Source organism: Catellatospora bangladeshensis (assembly GCF_016862575.1).
In the GTDB taxonomy this organism is placed as follows: Bacteria; Actinomycetota; Actinomycetes; order Mycobacteriales; family Micromonosporaceae; genus Catellatospora; species Catellatospora bangladeshensis.
The window spans coordinates 42071-63901 of record NZ_BONF01000027.1 but is presented as its reverse complement, the minus strand read 5'-3'; the positions used below and the strand labels follow the sequence as shown (position 1 = coordinate 63901).

At 68.3% G+C, this 21831-nt stretch carries 8 protein-coding genes; 2 read left to right on the top strand and 6 right to left on the bottom strand.

Annotation, left to right across the window (positions count from 1 at the left end; all coding sequences use genetic code 11):
- Positions 1-14: 14 nt before the first annotated feature.
- The 3 genes from Cba03nite_RS22375 to Cba03nite_RS22365 form a co-directional block, all read right to left on the bottom strand.
- Entirely contained in the window at positions 15-2882 is a 2868-nt protein-coding gene (locus Cba03nite_RS22375; protein ID WP_203749578.1) for a CHAT domain-containing protein, read from the bottom strand.
- A 153-nt stretch (positions 2883-3035) separates the two neighbouring features.
- Positions 3036-3851, bottom strand: a complete 816-nt coding sequence (locus tag Cba03nite_RS22370) for an alpha/beta fold hydrolase (protein WP_203749574.1) — start codon at positions 3849-3851, stop codon at positions 3036-3038.
- Between the two features lie 98 nt (positions 3852-3949).
- Positions 3950-6772, bottom strand: coding sequence for a CHAT domain-containing protein (locus Cba03nite_RS22365; RefSeq protein ID WP_203749572.1), 2823 nt, complete (start codon positions 6770-6772; stop codon positions 3950-3952).
- A gap of 619 nt (positions 6773-7391) precedes the next feature.
- Between Cba03nite_RS22365 and Cba03nite_RS22360 the strand changes: the two genes are divergently transcribed.
- Together Cba03nite_RS22360 and Cba03nite_RS22355 are read left to right on the top strand one after the other, a co-directional pair.
- Positions 7392-8027 carry a hypothetical protein gene (locus Cba03nite_RS22360; protein WP_203749569.1) on the top strand — a complete coding sequence of 212 codons (636 nt, stop codon included), beginning with the start codon at positions 7392-7394 and terminating at the stop codon, positions 8025-8027.
- A gap of 23 nt (positions 8028-8050) precedes the next feature.
- Complete coding sequence (locus Cba03nite_RS22355; RefSeq protein ID WP_203749566.1) at positions 8051-9142, top strand: helix-turn-helix domain-containing protein; 1092 nt, start codon at positions 8051-8053, stop codon at positions 9140-9142.
- Between the two features lie 611 nt (positions 9143-9753).
- Here the strand turns inward: Cba03nite_RS22355 and Cba03nite_RS22350 are convergent.
- The 3 genes from Cba03nite_RS22350 to Cba03nite_RS22340 all read right to left on the bottom strand — a co-directional run bounded on the left by Cba03nite_RS22350 (position 9754) and on the right by Cba03nite_RS22340 (position 21529).
- Entirely contained in the window at positions 9754-16779 is a 7026-nt protein-coding gene (locus Cba03nite_RS22350; RefSeq protein ID WP_203749563.1) for a polymorphic toxin-type HINT domain-containing protein, read from the bottom strand.
- Positions 16780-16908: 129 nt separating this feature from the next.
- Positions 16909-20652 (bottom strand): LamG domain-containing protein, encoded by a 3744-nt coding sequence (locus Cba03nite_RS22345; protein ID WP_203749560.1) that lies wholly within the window; start codon positions 20650-20652, stop codon positions 16909-16911.
- A 481-nt stretch (positions 20653-21133) separates the two neighbouring features.
- On the bottom strand, positions 21134-21529 hold the full coding sequence (locus Cba03nite_RS22340; RefSeq protein ID WP_203749557.1) for an RDD family protein: 396 nt from the start codon (positions 21527-21529) through the stop codon (positions 21134-21136).
- Between the last annotated feature and the right edge of the window lie 302 nt (positions 21530-21831).

The following is a 21831-nucleotide window of genomic DNA, read 5'->3' as shown; positions in this document are numbered from 1 at the left end:
CGGGGCTTGCCCGATCAGCGCCCGGTGTGGAAGAAACCCGCCCAGCCGTCGATGCTCTGCTCCCGGCCGCTCGCGGGGCGCAACGGTTCCGGCATCTTCTCGGGGATCCGCCGGTCGGGCGTGAGCATCCACACCTGAGCGCGGTGCAGCGCGTCGAGCGGGCGGCAGCCCTCCCGCCGCACGTAGTGGTGGAACATGTACATCAGCGCCGAGGTCGGCGTGTCGGGCACGCTCCACAGCGTGCTGACCACCGTCCGGGAGCCGCCCGCCAGCAGGGCCGTCGCCACGCTGAACGCCTCGTCATGGCCGCGCCCGGGGACGCCGCTGTTGCAGGCCGCGAGCACGGAGAGTCCCACGGGCCGCTCGGGCCGCGCGGTGAGCGCCCCGACGAGTTCCTCCGCGGACAGCCGGTCGCCGCCGGCCAGCGCCAGATACGACGACTCCCCCGCGGCGCCCACCTGCTCGTACTCGGCCCGCCTGGTCACCCCGTGGCAGGCCAGGTGCAGCACCGATCCCGCCGTACCGTCGAGCAGCCGGTCCAGCACCTCGCGCCGGGTGCCCGCGCCCGCCGCTGCGGGGGCGCCCGTCGCCGTACGGCCGAGGTACACGCCCTGCCGGTAGAAGGCGCCGTGTATCGCGAGCGCTTCCGCGCGGGCGGCGGGCAGGTCGGCCGCGCCGCCGGCATCGGGATCGCCCAGCACCAGCGCCGAGTCGTCGAGCGGGACGTCGGACGCCCAAGCCGCGTCGCACATGAGCCGTGCCGACGGCGCGTACGAGAAGACAGCCTGCTCCAACGCGTAGCGGTAGCGTCCGTTCACCTGCCGCCGCGCCGCATGCCACGGCACCGCCGACAGCTCCCGCATCGGGATCAGCACCACCCGGGGTGGGCCGTCGGCCGGCGCCCGGTGCGCCCGCAACCCGCGTTCCAGCAGCGGGCCGATCGCCACCCGCCAGGCCCAGTCGCAGACGTCTTCCAGCTTCGCCCGTCCGCGCACCGACAGGTCGCGGTCCGGCCCGAGCCGCGGGTCGTCCGGCAGCTCCCGGGCGGCGTCGGCCAGGAACCCGGCGGGAACGTCGTCCAGCTCGGGCAGCAGCAGTGTGCTGGCCTGGTCCTCCGCCGGCACGATCACCGCCATGCCGTTCTTCCCGTCACCGGGCACCAGGTAGACCAGGGCGTCGAACCCAAGCATGCGCAGTGCCGCGTGGATCTCCGGCCCGTCCGGCGCGTCCAGCAACCGGGCCGATCCCGTGGCCGGGCTGTCCAGCGCAGCCCCGTCGTCGTCCACCGGGATGCCGGCCAGCACGCTCATCACCCGGTGGCGCAGCTGTGCCGGCGCCTCCTCCACACCGCTCAATGCGACCGCGGTGCGCCACTGCTCGGCCAGACCCGGTTCGCCCAGTTTGATCAGCCGCTCCGGGATGGCCCGCCGCTCCGTCGCGGCATGCAGCATCAGGCCGCGTCCCATGTCGAGCGCCCGCGCCGCCAGGTCCGGCCGGCCGTCCGAGACGCACCAGCGCGCGACGTCGATGGCGTCGTCCGAGGCGTGCCGGGCAGCCGCCGCGGCCGCCGGGGCGTCCGACTGGAGCAGCACGCTCCAGGCGTGTCCACGCAGACCGCTGAGCGCGGTGTCCCGGGACAGCGCCTTGCGCCCGGAGAGCCGGTACGCGTGGGCCAGCGGCATGCTCGTCATGGTCCACATCGCGTGTGCGGTGGTGCCCAGCGCCGTTCTCGCGCGCTCCAGCTCCGCGGTGCCGTCCTGCAGGTCGGTGATCCGTTTTCTCGATTCGAATCGCAGCATCCGCGCGACGCCCAGCTGCAGCCGGTAGAAAGGCCGTCGCGGATCGTGCTCCGGCGAGATCGCGACCGCCTCGGCCAGCTCGATGATCGCCTGGTCGAGCACGGGCGGGTGGTCGGCGCCCACCCCCATCTTCGCCGCGCCGGAGGTGCCCATGCGGAGGGCCCGCTCGGCGGGGTCGAGCCCCGGCACGTCGGCCAGAGCCCGCAGCTGGGCCAGCTCGGCGGCCACGGTGGCGTCGTAGGGCGTGCTGCCCTTGCCCCTGAGCCGCGGATCGGCGACGCCGCCGTCCTGTGTCTGGCGGAACAGCGGCGCCATCGTGGCCTGCATGTGCGCCAGCTGCGCGCGCCGGGGATCGCTCTCCGGCAGCTGGCGCATCGCGTCGAGGATGGCGTCGTAGGCCTTCCTCGCACCGGCGAGATCACCCCGCATCGCCTGCGCGTAGCCCGCCATGAGCAGGTCCATGAGATCGAGGTGGCCCACCGCCGGCGAGTCCGGTGGCAGCCGTTTCCTGAACTCCGCGAGGTCGTCAGACATCTGGTCGGCCAGCGAGTGGTCACCGGCCACCGTGCTGAGCAGGTGTCTCATCGCCAGGCGAGCCGAGGCGATCATGGAGCTGTGCGGCTCCATGCCGCCGACCTCCGTTTCCAGCCTGTCCAGCTCCGCCAACGCGGCCTGAGGGCTGAACCCGGCCCGCCCGTTCATACCGGCCAGCTGCAGATCCAGCGCGCGGACCACGGCGCAGGCCTCACGGCTGCCCGCCAGCGGCGCGGGGTCCGCCCGCACGACGTCGGCCAGCGCCATCGCCTGTGCCACCGCGGGCTCGTCACGCAGCCTGCCGGTCTTGACCAGATCGACCAGCAGCACCGCCGCCAGCTTCCGCCGGCCGGGCGTCGCCTCGGGCAGGCGCTCGAACTCGGCGACCGCCGCTTTCAGATCACCAGGGTCGCGCCCGGTGCTGTAGCGGCACTCCAGCATCCAGCAGAGCGCGAAACGCCACGGTGCCCTCTCGTCCTCGGGCATCTGCGCGACCGCCCAGCCGGTGCGGCTGATGGCGTCGGGGGGTTGCGATCGTTCCTGGGTCATGGCTTCCTCCGGGCACGTGGGTATGGGAACCCTGACGGACCGGCAGACCTGAGCCCATGATCAAAAATGTCAAGGCTCTCTTCATGCCGCAGGGACGAGCACGAAGAGAGCCTTGAACCACCGGCGGCCGAGCGGGTGCGCCGGCCGTCCGGTTCAGGGCTGCGGCTGGTCGAGGAAGGCCAGGGCGGTCGCGGGGAACAGCGGCGAGTCGCAGGCGCTGTAGTGGGTCACGCCGGGCAGGATGGCGAGCGCGTGCCCGCCCTTCGGCCGACCCTCCCCCATCCAGCCGCCGTCCCGCTGCCCGCCGTCGAGCAGCGCGAACGCCTCAACGAAGTGGCTCGGCGGGGCCATGTCGGCGTCACCGGCCGCGATCAGCGTCGGCACCTGCAGCCCGCGCACCTCCTCGGTGAGGTCCATCGGCACCGCCATCGCCGCCCCGATCTTGTCGAGCAGCCGGCCGAAGTCCTCCGGCCGCGGCGCGACCCGCTGGTACAGCTCGTACATCGGGGTCTCCTTCATGAACTCGGCTGCGGCCGCATTCACCTGCCCCTGCTGCGCCAGGATCTCCGGGTACACCGCGTCGGTGCGCAGGTAGGTCGACTGGATGACCAGTCGGCCCACCTTCTCCGGGTGCTGCGCGGCGGTCGCCGCCGCCACGCCGCCGCCCAGCGAGAAGCCGACCAGGTCGGGCCGGTCCAGGCGGAGGTGGTCGATCAGCGCCGCGATGTCACCCGCCATCAGGCGCACGTCCAGCGGCCGGTCGATGTCGGCGGTGCGGCCGTGGCCCTGCAGGTCCGGCAGGATCACCTGGTGGTGCTCGGCGAACGCGGCCAGCACCGCGCCGAACATCTCGCCCGAGCCGAGCCCACCGTGCAGCAGGATCAGCGGACGGCCGGAGCCGTGCGTCTCGTAGTACATGTTCAGGCCGTTGACCTCGGCGTACTGCCCGTTGCCGTGTGTGATGCCCATGGAAGGCTCCTCGTATTCCGTACCGGATGTCGCTGACACCCGGTAAGACGAGCCACCCGCCCCGGACTCATCGGCCCGGGACAGAATTTCTTCGGCGGTCACCGCCCAGTGTGGAAGAACCCCGCCCAGCCGTCGACACCCGCCTGCGCGTGCCGCGCGACGGCGCGCAGCTCCTCTGGCATCTCCTCGGGGACCTGCCGGTCCGGGGCGAGCATCCACAGCTGCGCCCGGTGCAGCGCGTCCAGCGGGCGGCAGCCCTCGCGGCGCAGGTAGTGATGGAACATGAACATCAGCGCCGACGTCGGCGCGTCGGGCACGCTCCACAGCGTGCTCACCACCGCCCGGGACCCGCCCGCCAGCAGCGCCGTGGCGACGCTGAACGCCTCGTCGTGCCCCCGGCCGGAGACCCCGCTGTTGCAGGCCGCGAGCACGGACACCGCGACCGGGCGGCGCGCCTGCGTGGCGAGCACCCCGACCAGCTCCTCGGCGGACAGCCGCTCGCCGCCCGCCAGCACCAGGTAGGACGACTCGCCCCCGGTGACCGCCCCCGCGACGCCCTCGCCCGCCCGCGTCACGCCGTGACAGGCCAGGTGCAGCACGGTGCCCGCGGTGCCGTCGAGCAGCCGGTCCAGCACCTCGCGCCGGGTGCCCGCCCCGGCGGGCGCCGTGCCGCCGGTCCCGGCGCGGCCGAGATACACCCCCTGACCGTAGAAGGCCTCGTACACCGCCAGCGCCTCGGCACGGGCCGCGGGCAGCTCCGGCGCGGTGCCCGTCGCGGGATCGCCCAGCACCAGCGCGCTGCCGTCGAGCGGGACCTCGGGCGCCCACGCCGCGTCGCAGAGCAGCCGCGCCGAGGGGGCGTACGAGAACACCGCCTGCTCCACCGCGTAGCGGTGCCCACCGGCCACGGCCTGCCGCGCGGCGTGCCATGGCACCAGCGTCAGCTCGCGCATCGGGATCAGCACCACCCGCCGGAGTGCGCCGCCCGGCTGTGCCGGCAGGGCGCCTTCCAGCAGCGGACCGATCGCCACCCGCCACGCCCAGTCGCAGACGTCGTCCAGGCCCGCCCGGCCGCGCGCCGCCACCACGTCACGCTCCGGCCCGGCCTGCCGCGGCAGGTCCCGGGTGCCGCCGGAGACGAAGCCCGCCGGCACGTCCCGCAGGCCGGGCAGCATCAGCGCCGTGGCCGGCTCGTCCGCCGGGACGACCACCGCGAAGCCGGTGCCCCCGCCGGGGTGACCCGGCACCAGGTACACCAGCGCGTCCATCCCGAGCGCCCGCAGCGCCGCCCGCACCTCGTGCGGATCCGGCGCGTCCAGCAGCCGGGCCGACCCCGCCCCCGGGCTGTCCAGGGCGACGCCGTCGGCGTCCACCGGGATGCCCGCGAGCACGGTCATCACGTGATGGCGCAGCGGGGCGGGCGCCTCGTCCACGCCGGACGACGCCACCGCGGCCCGCCACCGCTCGGCCAGCTCCGGCTCGCCCAGCTCGATCAGCCGCTCCGGGATCGCCCGCCGCTCCGTCGCCGCGTGCAGGATCAGGCCGCGTCCCATGTCGAGGGCGCGCGCGGCCGTCTCGGCCTCGCCGTCGGCGGCGCACCAGTAGGCGGTGTCGATCGCGTTCGCCGCGGCGTCCTGGGCGGCGGCCGCCGCGGCCGCCGCGCCGGACTGCAGCAGCGCGCTCCAGGCGTGACCGCGCAGACCGCTGAGCGCGGTGTCACGGGACAGCGCCGCGCGGCCCGCCAGGCGGTAGGCGTGCGCCAGCGGCATGCACACCTGCGGCCACAGCCGGTGCATGGCGGTGCGCATCGACGTACGCGCGTGCTCCAGGTCGGCGGTGGCCACCACGAGATCGTCGGCGTGCCCGCTGCGCTCGTAACGCATCAACCGTGCGCTGCCGAGCTGCTGGCGGTAGAACGACGCGCGGGGGTCCTGCTCCGGTGCCACCCGGACCGCCTCCGCCAGCTCCGCCACCGCCTCATCGAGCAGCTCCGGACGGTCCCCAGCGGTGTGTGCCTTCAACGCTCCCGAGGCGCTCAGCCGCAACGCCCGCTCCAGCGGGCCAGCCCCCGGCGCGTCGGCGAGCTCGCGCAGCGCGGCCAGCCCTTCCGGGTCGTCCAGGTCCGGGTCTTCCATCAGGCTGAAGAGCGGCGTCATCGCCGTACGCAGCGCAGCCAGGTCCGCTCGCTGCGGGTGGTCCGGCGGCAGCTGCTCCGCCACGGCCAGGAGCTTGTCGTACGCCTCCCGCGCACCCGGCTTGTCGCCGCGCGTCATCTTCGCGTACGCGTCCAGCGTCAGGGCGAGGACCGCGGCCTCGATGTTGTCCGGCGCACCGGCGCTCATCCGCTCCCCCAGGCCGGCCGCCTCCGCCACCAGCCGCTCGGCCAGACCGTGGTCACCGGCAACCCGGCTGAGGTGGTGGTTCATGGCCAGCCGCACCATCTCGACGATCATGCCCAGCTCTTCGTGGTCCCGCACCACCACGGCCATCTCGTCCAGCTCGGCGAGGGCGGCCTGCGCGCTGAATCCCGCCCGGCCGCGCTGCGCGGCTACCAGCAGGTCGTTCGCCCGCGCGACGACACAGACCTCACGGCTGCCCGGCAGCGGTGCGGGGTCCGCCAGTACCGCCCCGGCCAGGAACATCGCCAGCCCGACCGCGTCCTCGTCGTCCAGGTTGCCGAGCGCGAACACGTCCATCAGCAGCACGGCGGCCAGCTTCGCCCGGCCCGGCGTGTCCTCGGGCAGCTGCGCGAACTCGCCCAGCGCGGCCTGCAGCGCCGCCAGGTCCGACTCCTCCCGGAACCGGCGTTCCAGCAGCCAGCTGAGCATCAGGCGCCAGGGGCCCTGCTCGGCTTCCGGCACCTGCGCGATCATCCAGGCGGTACGCGTGACGTCGTCACCGGACGGCGGCTGCTCGAACATACGGTCCTCCGGTCTCCACTCCCCCGAACCTGACGGACCGCCCCGACCTCGCACCTCGATGATCAGCATATCGCATCAAAAACTACGGCCTGACAGCACATTTCGACACGAGACACCGATCTTGGAACGTAACCCTAGGAACGCCAGAAGCCCTACCTGACCAGATCAGGTAGGGCTTCGTTGGTGCGCCGCCAGGGACTCGAACCCCGAACCCGCGGATTAAGAGTCCGTTTTGTGAAGTTCGATGTGATTACGATGTTTTAGTAACCGATAGAACTCATATATCTCAGTTGGTTGCGAACCCAGCTCACGAAGTGTCGGCAAGTTTCAGCAGGTGACGACTCGTGCCGCGAGAGGCCGGGAGCTGCCGCACGCCGGGTTCGGCCAATAGTCACCCAAGTTCTTCGGTCCGTGCCGGGAAGTATCGCGAGCGCACGCGACGTACGAGCACGCAACCGAGCACGCACCTTGATCGAGGCGGTCGAGAAATCCGCCACACCATCTCGACAGCTAGAGCAACTTTGCGAGCCGTGGAGCGCGACACCGCTTGCGCGCGTTTCTTGTTTTTCAACCTCAGATGAGGGAGGATTTCATGAAGACTTGATCGGCTGGAGGACTCGTGAGTCGACCGCACTATGTGGTGCACGAGAGCGGGGCCCGTGATCCCCGCCTCGAAAAGCTCGGCATTCCCGCGAAGATCATCACGATGGCGGTCGAAGCCGGCGAGGCCGAAGCCCGCCAGTGCACCGACAACGACCCTCTCATGGCTCGCGGCTTCATCCGGTACTTCCGCACCGTGCGGGTGCTGCGCGAAGGCGCCGCCCCGCTTGGGTGGGGAAAGGACAACCCGCGCAACCTAGCCCGGACCCTGAGCCCCGATCGCAAGGTCGCGATCGTGACCGCGCTCGGCGACGAGCGCACGGGTGATCCGGGTGCGCAGCCGTCGACCAAGTACCACAAGGGCCCGATGATGCTGCAGGCCGTCGGCGACAACGTCCAGCTCGAGCTGTTCACGCTGCCCGAGCAGGACCCGCAGGACGAGCACGCCACGGCGACCTGGATCCTGCTGTACCACCTGGGCACCGACGAGATCCGCTACGAGCTGTCGCTACCTGTGGCGACCACCGGTGGACGGCTTTCCGGTTGGCAGGAGCGCATCCTGTTCGCGCCGTTGCCGCGCGAGCCCCAGGCGCATCTGAACCTGCCGCCTGAGGAGTTCCCGCGGGACATCGACATCCTCGTCGCACGTCGCTGACCTGAACCTGGTTTGATCATCTTATGGACACGCTGACCACCAGTCGCCTGATCTTGGCCCGTAAACGGCGAGGGCTCTCGCTGGTCAAGCTCGCCCAGGCGACTGGCATCAGCGCGCGCAGCCTGTCCGCGTACGAGAACGGCCATCAGCAGCCCAGCCTCGACAACCTCCGCGAGCTGAGCAAGACGCTCGGCTTTCCAGTCTCCTTCTTCTTTGCCTCGGAGCTGGACGAGATCCCCATCGAGGCGATCAGCTTCCGGGCACTGAGCAAGACACCGGCGTTCCGGCGAGACGCCGCGCGCAGCGCCGGGCGGATCGCGCTGCTGCTCAACGACTGGATCGACGAGCGCTTCGTCCTGCCCTCCCCCGACGTGCCGCACCTGCCCAAGACCGACCCGGAGACCGCTGCGGAGATGGTCCGCGCCCGCTGGGGTCTGGGACAGGCACCCATCGCCAACATGATCCATCTCCTGGAAGCGCACGGCGTCCGCGTGTACTCCCTGTCGGCCGAATGCGCCGACGTCGACGCGTTCTCAACCTACCGGGGCAAGGACCCTCTGGTTCTGCTGGACGTGAGCAAGTCCGGCGAGCGCATCCGGTTCGACAGCGCTCACGAGCTAGGTCATCTGGTGCTGCACAGTGAGCACCGGGAACCGCACGGCCCGGATGCCGAGCAGGAGGCCAACCGGTTCGCGGCGGCGTTCCTGATGCCTCGCGGTGATGTGCTGTCGCATAGCCTGCAGGGCGCGATGACCGACCGGATCATCGCGTGGAAGTCACGTTGGCGGGTGTCGGCGATGGCGCTTGCGCACCGCCTGCACGAGGTCGACCTGCTGACCGAGTGGGGTTACCGAAGTGTCTGCGTCAACCTGTCACGGATGGGCTACCGCAGCACCGAACCCGACGGGATCTCGCCAGAAACCTCACAGGTCCTCGCGAAGGTTTTTCAGGCGGTCCGCGCTGATGGGCAGTCACCCGCCGAGATCGCCAAAGAGCTGCACCTTCACCTGCCTGAGCTGAACAGGCATGTTTTCGGCCTCATTCCGACGGCCATCGAAGGCGGCGCCGCGGGTTCTGCCGGCCGCAGGCAGGGCAGACTCACCTTGGTGACCTGAGCCGGTCCTGTCACCGTTGGATATTGCGGTGGCGCGGAAGTTATCCATGAGCTCGCATGCACCGGCGTGGCCATACTGACGTAGTCACCTTGTCTCTTGTCTCTTGTCTCTTGTCTCTTGTCTCTTGTCTCGTGTCGCAGGAGCATGGCATAACCCAGCAGCAAGGCGAGGCCGAACTCCAGCCTCTCCGGACGCACGCAAATATGTGAACGCTGGCTTTCGATGCCCACAGCGCGACGCCGCAGCCAGCGCGTCAACATCCGCATCACAATCAACTTCGCCGAGAAACTATCTCGTCAATCGGACCGGGATCTTGTCTCAAATTTGATGGATCGACCGCAGTCGTCGTTCTCCACCAGGAAGGAACCGTTCCGCTTGTGTGCACATAACATCTACAGGAACTACACCATTGCCATTGACTCCCGTCTCCGAGCCACCGTTCTCCGGCGCGCGCATGAGGTCTCACACGATGCAGATCAAACCATCGATGCAATGCTCGTGCTCCACAGACTGGGCATGAAGCCTGCAGATTCTCCCCCTCTCGGGAGCCTTCGAATAGGTCAGCCCAAGCGACAGCTGCGGCCTGCGGAACCGACCTCCACTGTTCGTAATCATATGCAGCCACGAACATGCGCCTCCATTGCGTCGCCTGATGCGTAAGCCGGAGGCTCGGGCGATGGCCTACCAGCTCTGAGGTCGCGCGAGTGCTTCAACTCATGCGCGATGGTATTTGCCAGATCGTGCGAATCATGCCACCCGGCCGGGTTTATCCACATCACCCTTCCACCCAGATGGGGTGGCGTCTGTCCCGCTTGTCCAGTTCTAAGGTTGGGATTCCACTCTACCGTCGCCCCTCGGAGGTTGAAGCCGTAGTAGCGGACGACGTCGTCGAGAAAGGTGCCGTAATTATCCCACGTCCGTTCGATAGTCGGCAGCGGCGGACGCGGAAATCTATTTCCACCGTCGTTGTGCACTAAGACCGGCGTTTGATTCGCCAACACATAGTACGTGTGATCGGTTGAAACAGTCAGGTTGTAGACCGTTGTGTGTTGTTCAAAGGTATTGACCGAGGCAAGCGCTACAGTCTGCCCTGTCGGCATTACGAGCCTATCGCCCTTGCGGAGGTCACGAGCGAGCAGCCAGCCAATACCGCTTACCCAGAACGGATGATTGTCCGTTGCTATCACGGTAGACGACTGCACTCCGGTCGGGCCGTCGACATCAATTTCGACCTCGATTAGGGTCTTATGTCCCTGCCCCTCAACCGTTGCAAGCACCTGTCTGGGGCTTGTTTCGCCAGTCGCGTCATTGGCAGCCAGGACCGTCTCGCCCGGCTTAATTTTCTCAATCGGCTTAGCGCCTCCGTTGCCGAGCAGCACCAAAGTCCCGGATACGAAACTGTTGGGGAGATTACAGGCTGTCGGCACCTTTGCGGGCTTGGTGGCGGCACGCACACCGAACAAGATGGATCCGATGTCGAGTGCGCTCTTGGTGCCGTTGTAAATTGCGTCCTCGGGGCTTTCGGCGGTGAAGACCGATTCGACGCCGCTGGCGAGGCCGGCTGCGGTGTCGCCGAGGCTGCAGAACAGTCCGGGGGCGTGGCATGCCGCGACTGCTCGACGTTTGGCCAATTCGAGGAGGCCGATATCGCCAGCTTGCCAGGCTTTGATGTCGTTGCCTTGTTGGGTGAGGTAATTCTCACCCCAGGCTCGGGCTCCTTCGACGGCACCGACGGTGTTTTCGTAGCTCCAGTCCGCGAGGCCTTTGAAGAAGGCCCCGATCGGGTTTTTCGGTACGCCGCAGGGCTCGTAGCAGACGTGGACTTTGAATTTCGGTTTGGTGGTGCAGTTGGGTAGGCAGCTGATGCTGCCGGTGGGTGGGGTGACCCAGCCGCTGCCGCCGCCGCCTTCGTGGGCGGTCATGGCCATGCCGGTGGGGTCGGCGTAGGTGATCGGGTTGTTGGCGCCGTACTGGTAGGCGTTGTACTGGGCTGGGTCGTCGGCGACGAGTACGGGGTCGACGCTGATGAACCGGCCGAGTTCGTTGTCATACTCGCGTGCGCCGATGTGGGTCAGGCCGGTGGGGTCGATGTCACCGCCGACGAAACCTTTCTCGTTCACCCACGGTGCCACGGGCGCCCCGGTGCGGTTCTCTCCGTAGGGGGTCTGACGGCGGGTGGTGACCTGTTGTGTGGAGGCGTCGACGGCGGTCTGCTGGGTGCCGTGGCGGTCGACGAACAACCAGGTCAGGGCTACCGACGAGGTCCGCTGGGCGCAGACGGCGCCAGCGAAGCTGTAGTAGCGGGTAGTGGCAACGACACCGGTGCTGTTGTTGCGGCGCACCTCCTGGCCGGGCAGGTAGAGCGTGGTGGTGGTGTTGTCCTTGCGGACCAGGCGGACGCCGTCAGCGTCATACAGGTTGGTGGTGACGGCGGTGCCGTCGGTGACCTTGTCGAGTTTGCCTTCGGCGTTCCATTCGAGGACCTGGCCGTTGTCGGACGGGCCGGGCCGTCCGGTGGTGTTGCCGGTGTCGTCGTAGCTGTAGCCGCGGGTGACGGTCAGGCCTGGCTGCTCGGTTTCGACCTCAGTGACTGCGTGGGGCCGCACGACGCCGGGGCCCTGGGTGGGGAAGGTGTAGGTGCGGGTGGTGTCGGAGGTGTGGTCGTGCTGGGTTTGGCGGTTGCCGACGTTGTCGAAGGTCCAGCTCTGCCGGTACGGGGCCGGGCCGGCGAGGGTGTCGTTGTCCGCGCCGTCAGCACAGTCGCCGGTCGCCTGGGGTGTCCAGGCGTGTTCGAGCCTGCGGAGCAGGTCGTATTTGAAGCACTGCACCTCGCTGGTGCCGACCTGTGGGGTGTCTGCGATCCATTCGTAGTTGCCGGCGTGGTCCTGCTTGTAGGTGATGTCGGATACGGTGCCGGCTGCGGTCTCGGGTTTGATCTTCGTTCTGGTGAGTCGGCGGGTGTTGGCGTCGTAGATGTTCTCGGAGTCGACGAAGGTCGAGGTTCCGGTCTTGCGGACAGTGAGTGACGGTTCCCCGAATGCGGTGTAGGTCTGGGCGGTGATGTAGGAGGTGACGCCGGTCATCAGGGTGGTGAGGCCGTTGGGCAGGCCGGTGGTAGCGTCGTATCCGGTGGTGACCTGCTCTTGGGCCAGGTTGCCAGCCTGCGGGTATTTGAAGTTGGTCGGGGAACCGTCGGCGGCGTTGTAGCCGAAGGTGTAGGTGTAGTCGTCGGCGAGACCGGTCAGCGCTGTGGGGATGCTGTAGGTGATGTCGCTGGGCGCGTAGCGCTGGCTGTAGCCGCCGATCTTGATGGTGTAGGCGTTGCCGTCGTCGTCGTAGCGGGTGCTGGAGGCCAGCCGTCCGCGGACGGTCAGCCCGGTCCACATTGCGTCGTAGGCCCAGCTGGCCCGCTTGTTGGCCGGTGCGATCGCGTCGTCGTAGACGGCCGTCTTACGGCCCAGGGCGTCGTATTCGTAGACCAGGACCCGGTCTTCGTCGTCGGTGGTCTTGACGAGTTCGTTGTCGTCGTTGTACTCGCTGAGAACCTCGCCCTTGTCCGGATCGACGCTGCGTTTCTGCCGGCCGCGGACGTCGTACTCGTAGATCCACTCGTTGAGCAGCGGATCTTTGATCTTGACCTGCTGGCCTTTGCCGTTGAAGTAGTAGCGGGTGCTCAGGCCGCCGCCCATCACTCCGGCGCCGGTGTTGTGCTGGATGAGCTCGACGGTGCGGCCCTTGATGTCGGTGACGGTCGTGGTCGGGATCGCCCCGGCCGGCGGTGTGACCAGGGTGGCATCGCCGGCGTAGGCGGTGGTCGTGCGCCACTTGAACGTCAGGGTCGAGATGCCGTCGGTGGTGTAGAACTCGCTGGCCACAGCCCGGGATGCGGTGTCGTAGGTCGTCTTGGTCACCGCCCGGATGGACCACTCCGGCTGCGACCACAGCTGGCCGGGCACGAGGCTCGAGCTGTTCTCGTTGGCCTTGTATGCGCCGTATGCGGTGACTGCTCGGCCGAGCGGGTCGTAGAACGTGTCGGTGAGCACCCACCCGCCGCCGACAGCCGGGGCCTGCGTCTGGCGCGGGCGCAGCAGCGCGTCCAGCAGCTGGTAGGTGGTTATGTAGTTGGCCTTAGCGTTGAGCTTCTCGGTCTTGATCGACGGGTAGGAGGTCTTGGTCGGTGAGAAGGTGTAGGTGTAGCGGGCGGTCGGCTTGGTCGGGTTGCTCGTCTTGGACCAGCCGGGCTCCCACACTTCGGTGACGCGGCCCATCGCGTCGTAGGTGACGTCGGTGATGCGGCCGTTGGGGTCGGTCTGCTTGGCGACCGTCCCCCAGTACGGGGCGATCTTCTTCGTGGTCTTCCAGCTGTACGGCGCGGGGCTGTACTCCTGGATCTGGGTCACCGGCCCACCGACGGTGGGCGTGTAGGCCGTGGTGGCGGTGTTGCCTTTGATGTCAGTCTTGGCCACGGCCCGGCCAGTGCTGTCATAGGCGACCTGCTCGGTGGTGTCCCACTCGGTGCCGTTCTGCGACGTCCAGTTCTTCAGCTGCTCGGTCTTGGTCACGAGCCCGTACTTGGGGTCGGCGGTGAGTGTGCCGTTGTCGTAGCTGTTGCGGGTGTCGGTGATGATGTCTTCGACGCTCTGGACCGGTTGGCCGCATTCGAGGGCGGTGACAGTGACCTGCCGAACCACGTGGATATTCTTGGTCGTGTTACGGGCGTAGGTGTTGGTGGTGCACTGCTCGTCGCCTTCGGCGGCGGGGTCGCCGGTGGGTGACCACAGGCCGTCGTCCTGGACCCAGTCGGTCGTACCGTACTGGTCGTCGAACTTGGTCTCGGTGCGGGAGATCCGCCAGCCGCGTTCACGGTTGAGACCGAGCGCGGTCGCGGTATAGCCCACCTTGGTGGCCACGAATCGTGCAGTGGCGGTGTCGCCGTTGATGGTGCGGCTGGTGGTCGCCGGCGACTGCCACGGCACCGACACGGTCTTGGAGATCGGCTTGGTCTCGTCGCCGAGGTAGGTGACCTGCTCGCGGACGGAGCCGGCGAAGGCGTCCTCGTCGTAGACGGTCTCGCTGCCGATCGACGCCGGCACGGTTTTGACGCGCTTGCCGCCGGACGGGCTGAGCCGGTCGTCGTGCATGCCGAGCATGTACTTGGTGACCATGAGGGTCTGCTGGCCGACGGTGTCGCCGGAGCGGACTTTGACGGTGCCGAAGCCACGGTACTGCGACCAGGTCTTGTACTTGGGCTTGGTGAACCCGTCGTCGTCGGCGTAGTGCCATGCCGGGCCGTCAGAATAGTAGTAGAACGTATCCCGCGAGGCTGGGGCGCCGGTCATGTTGATGTCTTCTTCCGACACCTGCCGCACCACGTACTTGTGCCACCACTGCCTGACCGTCAGGGCCTCGTTGACCGGGTCCGCCGACAGCACCGGGTAGCACATCTTCGTATTGGTGTGCTCGTCCGCCGGCAGGTTGCCGGAAGTGCACTCCGGTTCCGAGTAGTAGATGTGGATCCGGGCGCCGGTCTCGGAGGTGATCAGGGACATGCGTTGCCAGTTGTTGGTCGTCAGGTTCGGGGTCAGGACGCGGTTGGGCATCGACACCGGCTCGAACTCGATTGCCGGCATCGACACCGTCGTACCGACCAGGCCTTCGTGGGTTATCGACGCCAGCCACATGCCGCGGTGGGTGGAGCCGTCACCGGTGTCGGGGAAGCTGTGCCCGAATGACCACGACTCGACGTTCTGCCAGGCCGGGGTGGTCTTGGTGGTGTCCCAGATGCGGGTCGTGACCTTGGTCAGCCGCTTGGTGGACCAGAACGTCGGGGTGTACAGGCCGGGGCATGTGGTGGCCGTCAGCTTGCAGTTCTGGTCCCACGGGGTGTCGGGCCAGTTCGCCTTCGTCGGTGTGTCCTCCGTGCCGCACGAGGTCAGACAGCGAAAATCGACGTCGAACAGGACCTGCGCGGTCGCAGTCGTGGAGATCTCGTTGACCTGGACCTCATGGTCGGCCACGGTGCGGTTGTAGGTGCCGTAGTCGATGCGGCGCAGCACACCACCGCGGGTGTAGAGGGTCTCGTTCGTGTCGGTGTTGCGTGCGGCGTACTGGTTCTGCTCCTTGTCGTACCAGTAGGAGACGGTGTTGCCGCGGGTGTCGATCACGTAGTCGAGGTTCCACCGCCACACCTGCGCGCAGGAGGAGCTGGCGAACGTGGTCGCGTGGCACGGGTCGGGGTTGGCGCCGCCGTGGTTGCCGTACACCGGCACGGCCCACGCCGAGTTCGTCGCGGCCGGCTGGCCGGGCAGCGTGTTGAGGCCGAAGTAGTACTGCGTGCCGTCGGTGGTGGTGACCTTCCAGTGCTCGCCGTTGTTGTCATCGTTGGAGGCGCCGGTCAGCCGCTCGATCTTCGACCCGTCGTCGTTCTTGACCCGCCACACGCTGCCGGCCTGGAGCAGCTCGCCGCCCTTGCCGTTGAGGCTGAGCGTGGCGTTGTCCGACCGCCAGCACAGATCACCGGTCTTGGTCGTGTTGTTGGGGCTGCCGGCCATGTCCTCCGAACACGGGATGTAGCGGCGCTCGATGTACCCGGCGGAGTATTCGAAGCCTTCGCCGATCCAGGATGGCTGGTTGTTGGTGGCCTCCGACCGGCCGTCGACCGCCGAGGACGAGTACGCCAGCGAGATGCTGGGCTGCGGCCCACCGGCGCCCGGCGGGACGCGCAGCGGGTACGACCAGGAGAAGTCACCGGCCGAGCCGCCCGCCTGCCAGGTGGCCGACGGCGACAGGCTGCTGGCGCCGAAGTCACCGCCCGTGCCCGATGACCCGGCAGACAACGCGACGATCGTGCCGCCGGAGGCCGCGGACGGCACGTCGTCCACGAGCTGTCCCCTGGCCTGCGGCGACAACGACGTCCGGGATGCCAGTCGAACCTGCGCGGACACCGTGCCGACAGCTTGATCGTTGACCGACGGCAGCTGCGTGGCCTGGCAGCCTGGGGCGTCCGGGGTCGTCAGGCTGCATTCGGGCACCTGCCACAGCCGCAGCCGCGAGGCCCAGTCACCGCCGACGGCATGACGGAAGCTGCTGTAGTCGACCGACACCTTCGCCGCGGCAGCGCCGCCGGCGCCGTCGGCGCGGTTGAGCCGGACGACGACACCGTCACGCCACGCCTCGGGCAAGCCACGCCGGTCGAGTACCTGCACGTCGACCTGTGACAGGCCTGTGCTATCGGCTCCGGCGCGTTCCACAGTGACCGGCAGCGAACCTGCCCTGGCACCCTTCTCGCCAGCGGCCGGTGCCGCACCGGTGGGCAGGCTCACCCTGACCGTTCCCGGGGCTGGCCAGGCCGGTGCGGCAGCGGCGACCGGTGCCCGTTTCGTGGACTTCGGCGCGGGTGCCCGCAGCACCTTGCCCTCGCTACCGGGAGCTACGGGCTCGGTTTGCGTGCGCAACCGCTCGCTGACCGGCGCGGCGGCCTCCCCTCGCACGGGGGCCAGCACGCCAGTGAACATCACCAGTGCCAGCGTGGGCGCGATGGCTCGGGTGGCCCGAACGGTCATGGCGCGTCGGGTGCGTCGGCGTTGTGGGCTGCCCGTGTGCTCCCAGGTCACTGCTGCCTCCAGGACATCAGTCATACGTCTTCATGCAAGGTCGTCATGCAGGTCAGCGGAGTGCGCGGTGAGGCTGCGTCCGCCACAGTCGTTTCATCGGTGTGCCGGCTGGGGTGGCAGGGTGGCTGACGTGCGGCCGTCCCCGCCTGCAGGTCATTCGGGTGTGGCGCCGTCCAGGCCTTCGGTGGTGTAGGCCTGGTCGATCGCGGTCTGGTCGAGTACACCGGCGTAGACGCTGACCTGGTCGACGGCACCGAGGTAGAAGTCGGTGTTGAAACCGGCCGGGTTCGGGGTGTCGGACCAGCGCGCGCGTCCGATGGTCAGCGCCCCGGCCGCGTGCCAGGCGCTGCCGGCCGGGCGCTGGACGCTGCCCTGCAGGACGCCGTTGACGTACAGGCGCATCTCACGGCTCGCGCCGTCGTACACGGCGGTCAGGAACGTCCACCGGCCGGCGGTCTCCGCCCCGACGGTCGCGTCGGCCGACGAGGCGATCGGCAGCAGGCTTGTCACCGAAACGCCGTTCGTGGTGGCTGTGCCCGTGTCGGGCATGTAGAACTCCCAGCGAGCGGCGGTCCCGCCGCCGGTTTGCGGGCTGGTGCAGCTTCGCAGGTAGAACCCGGATACCGGGCCGCCGGCGACTGTCGCGTCCTGCGCCAGAGCGGTCCGGCAGCCGGTGAGCAGGCTGTCCTCTTGCGGGCGTACCCAGGCCGAGACTGTGAACGACGTGTCCGTGCGCACCACAGGCGCGTGGCGCCAGTCGGGTGCGCCCTCGGTTCCGTGGTTCTTGATCACTGTGCCGAACTCCGGGCCGGAGCTGCCCGGCTCGTTGTAGTCGATGTCGCAGGTGTCGAACAGCGCCACCGTGTTGCGGCCGCCGACCTGGCAGATCTCGTTGGCCTGGCTCTGGTCCGGTCCGGTGAGCGTGCCCAGTTCGAGCTGCAGCTGCCGGGTGAAGGTCGAGTCGTCGGTGAGCCGGGGGCAGACTGTGGGCAGGCACAGGCTGATCGCGTCGAAACTCCACGACGCGGCCACGTCATGGTCGACCAGGCCGACGTCGCCGGAGACCGGTTGCGGAGTGAAGTCCTCAGCGACCAGGGCACGGTCCCACGCCCGCACATCGGCGATCGACCCGTTCCACCACTTGTTCGACACCCCGCCCGCAAAGCCGCGGCCCACGGCGAAGTTCCCGGTTGACGGCCATGGGGCCGCCGTGCGGTCGGTGCCGCCCGTCAGCACACCGTTGACGTAGAGGCGGATCTTCTTGGCGTTGGTGTCATACACCCCGGCGATGTGAATCCACTGTCCGAGGTCCGCCGACGTCAACGCGACCGGCGACCCTGCCGTCCTCGTCGCGCTGGACTGCGCCTGCGTGTCCTTCATGATGAACGCCCACCGCGGCGTCAAGGGCGTGCCCAGCATCTTCACCCCGAGCTGGAACCCGGCGGCGTCAGCACCGGCCTGCGTGACGGCGATCATGTCGTCGGTCGGTAGTGCACTCAGCCGCACCCACGCCGACACGCTGAACGACCCGCTCGTGGACACCACGGGACCGGACGTGCTCGCGCTGTGGGAGGAGCCGTTGAACGTCGCCGTGCGGGCGCCGATGAGCCGCGTGTCGGCGGCCCAGGTGCCGTTGAACGTAAGGTCGGTCGCCGTGCCCTGCTGGTCGTGCAGGGCCTCGGCCGCGGCGAAGGCCGGCGGGAACTGCTCGAGGTTCCAGTGCGCGACCGGCTTGGACGGCGCCGCGACATAGAACGAGTACGTCGTCTCCGACGCCGAGGGGTGACCGACCGAGTCGACGACGAACACGTTGAACGTGTTGAGCCCGTAGCGGATCGGGGTGACCGGCACCTCGACCTGCAGGTCGGCGTCGACCGGGATCATGCGGCGGGACTGGCCCTCGAACCAGTACTCGAAGTAGGCCGCATCCGTCGCGGTCGTCGTCATCACCACATTGCAGGTCTGCCCCGGGCCTACCGTCGTGAGCTGCTCCTCCGGGCAGTTGACCGACGACACGCCGGGAGGGTCCGGGATGCTGACGTCGACGGCGAACACGCACCACTGGGACCACGGGCTGTCCGGGCTGTAGGTGGCGACCGTGTTCGGGTCCTGCGACTTGACCTTGAACCCGTAGGTCTTGCCCTCGGTCAGGCCATTAAGGGCAGACTGCACCCGTGAAGCGTTCGGAGCCTGGCCGGCAGGCTTGCTGTTGACGGTCTTGTCCTCGAAGGTGACGTCGGTATAACCGGTCAGCAGGTCCGGGTCGGTCGTACCGGGCGGGATCTGCACCCAGCGGAACGTCACGTCCGCAGTGCCGCCGTCAGCGTCGTTGGCCAGCGCCTCCAGGGTCGTGCTCACCGACCCGACCTCCGGCGGATCGGCCAGCGCCGCCACCGCCGGGCAGGTGAATGTCCCGAACCGCAGATCCGTCGGGGCCGTCGGCGCGGTGTTGTACTCCACCACCAGGAACGCCTCAGCCGGGTCGAACCGCTTCCACCGGTCCTGGCTGCTCTCATACTGGCCCTGAGAGTTGCACGCGCAGAAAGCCACCGTGAACGTGTTCAAGCTGGCCTTCGCGGCCGCCTGGACCTGCGTGAGCAGCACGCCCCCCGGCGCCGTGTCCATGAAGTTCATGGTCATGTCCGGGTCCGGAGCGCCACAGCCGTCATCCTCGTTGGCGTGCCCCTCGGCCGAGGCAAGCCACTTGGTCAGCGGCATCTTCGACCACGTCGCCCGCATCGTCTTGTCGATCGTCGACGTCAGGTACATGTGCGTCCACGTGTCACCACACGACCAGGAGTGGTCCAGCGTCATCTGCACGCGCGCCGTCTTGATCTGCTTGCCCTTGAGCGTGACGCCGCCGGAGTCGGTCATCGGGAACTCGAAGTACGACCGGAACAGCGTTCCGGTGTCCGGGTTGCGGCCGACCCGGGCCGAGGTGTAGTCCGAGTTCGACGAGCCGTTGTCGGTCGAGTACGCCCAACGGTTACGGTCCTCGTCCCACGCCGGGTCCACGTAGAGCGGAAACGTCGCCGACGACAGCAGCTGCTCGTCAGGTACGAGCATCAGGTCACCGGCTGCGGTAATCTCCGTGCCGACGGCCGCCACCTGGGCGCCGTCGCCGGCACCCACATGCGACGACTCCACGCCTACTTGGCCCGGCCCGTCATCGCCGGTCAACGCTTCGCGTCCCTGCGGCAAGCCGCTGCGAGGCACCGAGGTGCCCGAGTCCCACATCAACGGTAGGTGCGCGTCGGCCATGAGCTGGCCGTCCGGGGTGACCGCGCGTAGCGAACCGTCGCCGAACTGCTGAACCACGGCATCGCCGGAGACCTCGAAACGCACCGACCGCACCGCTTCACTGTCCGCAGCAGCAGCCGACTTGATCACAAGAACATGCGTGAAACCGGTCCTCGTCGCCCGCGCCACAAGGTCGACATCCGGCAGGACCTCCTGATATGTCGCCGAATCGCCGTCGAGCACCGGGGCAGGCAACGCCGCAGGCCAGGAAAGCTCGAACCGGTGACCCGCCCGCACCAGCGTCACCAGCGGATTCGGCCCTCCCGCCGAGAACCGCACATCAGCCGACGACACCGCAGGACGCACATCACCATGCGCGCTGGCCGAAAGGGTCAGATCGATCGGCGCCCACGATCCGGTCCCGGTACGAGCCCGCACGGGAACAGCCGCCGACTCCAGCCGCATCACACCCGAAGCAGTGGCAACGACCTGCGTGTACTCCGTGCGCGACGCCTCCACCGCCACCGACGTACCACACTCGGCCGCCATCTTCACCGCAGCAGCCTCTGTCAGCGCGGCAGGCGCACACACCGGCGACGGCTCCGCGACCGACGCCGCGGCGGAGGGTACGACAACACCGAACGCCAGCAGCGCCACCGTAAGCAGCACCCGCACACTTCGGCGGGTGCTGAGGAAACCCTGACTGCTGCCGTCCATAACTGCTCCTCGATCGATGACGAGGAGCGCACGCTATCGAAGGATTCCGACACTCACCGACCCACGGCCGTAACCGAGCGTAAAGCCGACGGGGGCGCGCAAATCATAAAAATCGATAATCTTCAATAGAGGGATCAATCAACCTCTCCCTCCGGCGTCAACCTCCAGAACAGGCATCGATAGGAATCGGTGAACCTGGGCTGGAGCTCGCATCGATTCGTTACCCACCCGTGATCACCAGTGCCGACAATCCAGGTGATTGCGAAATCTCATCAAACTTTGCCGATGGCATGCGCAGCCGGCAGATACCAGGCGTAGCGGCATCATCCGGCGCCTGATACGCAAAACGGCGCCGCCCGACGAGGGCGGAGCCGTCTTACGCCACATGCACGCGTGGTGCCGCAGACCGAGCGAGCCGGTCTCAACCCTTCAGTACGACCGTGCCGGTGATCTTGTCAGCGAACGTCTGCTTCTTCGCATCCCACAAGGGGAAGAACCAGCCGACGTAGAAGACCACCGTGTCGGCGAAGTGGGCCAGATCCCGCAAAAACGCCGACAACGCGCCCACCGGGAACTGACCACGCTCGTACACCAGCTTGATGCCGAGCGCACGACGGCCGAGAGACTGCCCGGTCTTGCCACCCAGGTACCAGCGATTGAACCCGTGGACCACGAAGACCAAGAGCACCGCAACGTTCGCCGCGGGCCCTCCTTCGCTGGCCACGCCGCTGATCCTGACCAGAGCCATCACCGCACCCAGGATCGCGAAATCGACGACGAATGCGCCCGCCCGAGCGAGCCATCCTGCGTAAGGCACGATACAAACTCCTTGTCCGATCATCGAAGTGCCGCGATTAGACCATGGACCGCGCTCCGCGGCGACGGCAACATCGCCGTGACATCGGCCAATCTTCCGGCGACGGCCAGATGCGCGAGTTCCCCGGGCGATCGGAGGGGTGCGGGATGGGTGGTTTGGTAACTGATCTCAGCGATCTGCCGGATGACCCGGCCATCGTGTCGGGCACGCCCAATGACATCTGCCGCACGCCTGCGACCGCGGAGAAGCCGAACATCGCACGGAGGACGTTCGCTGCCAGCCGACGGTCGCCGCCCGTGCCG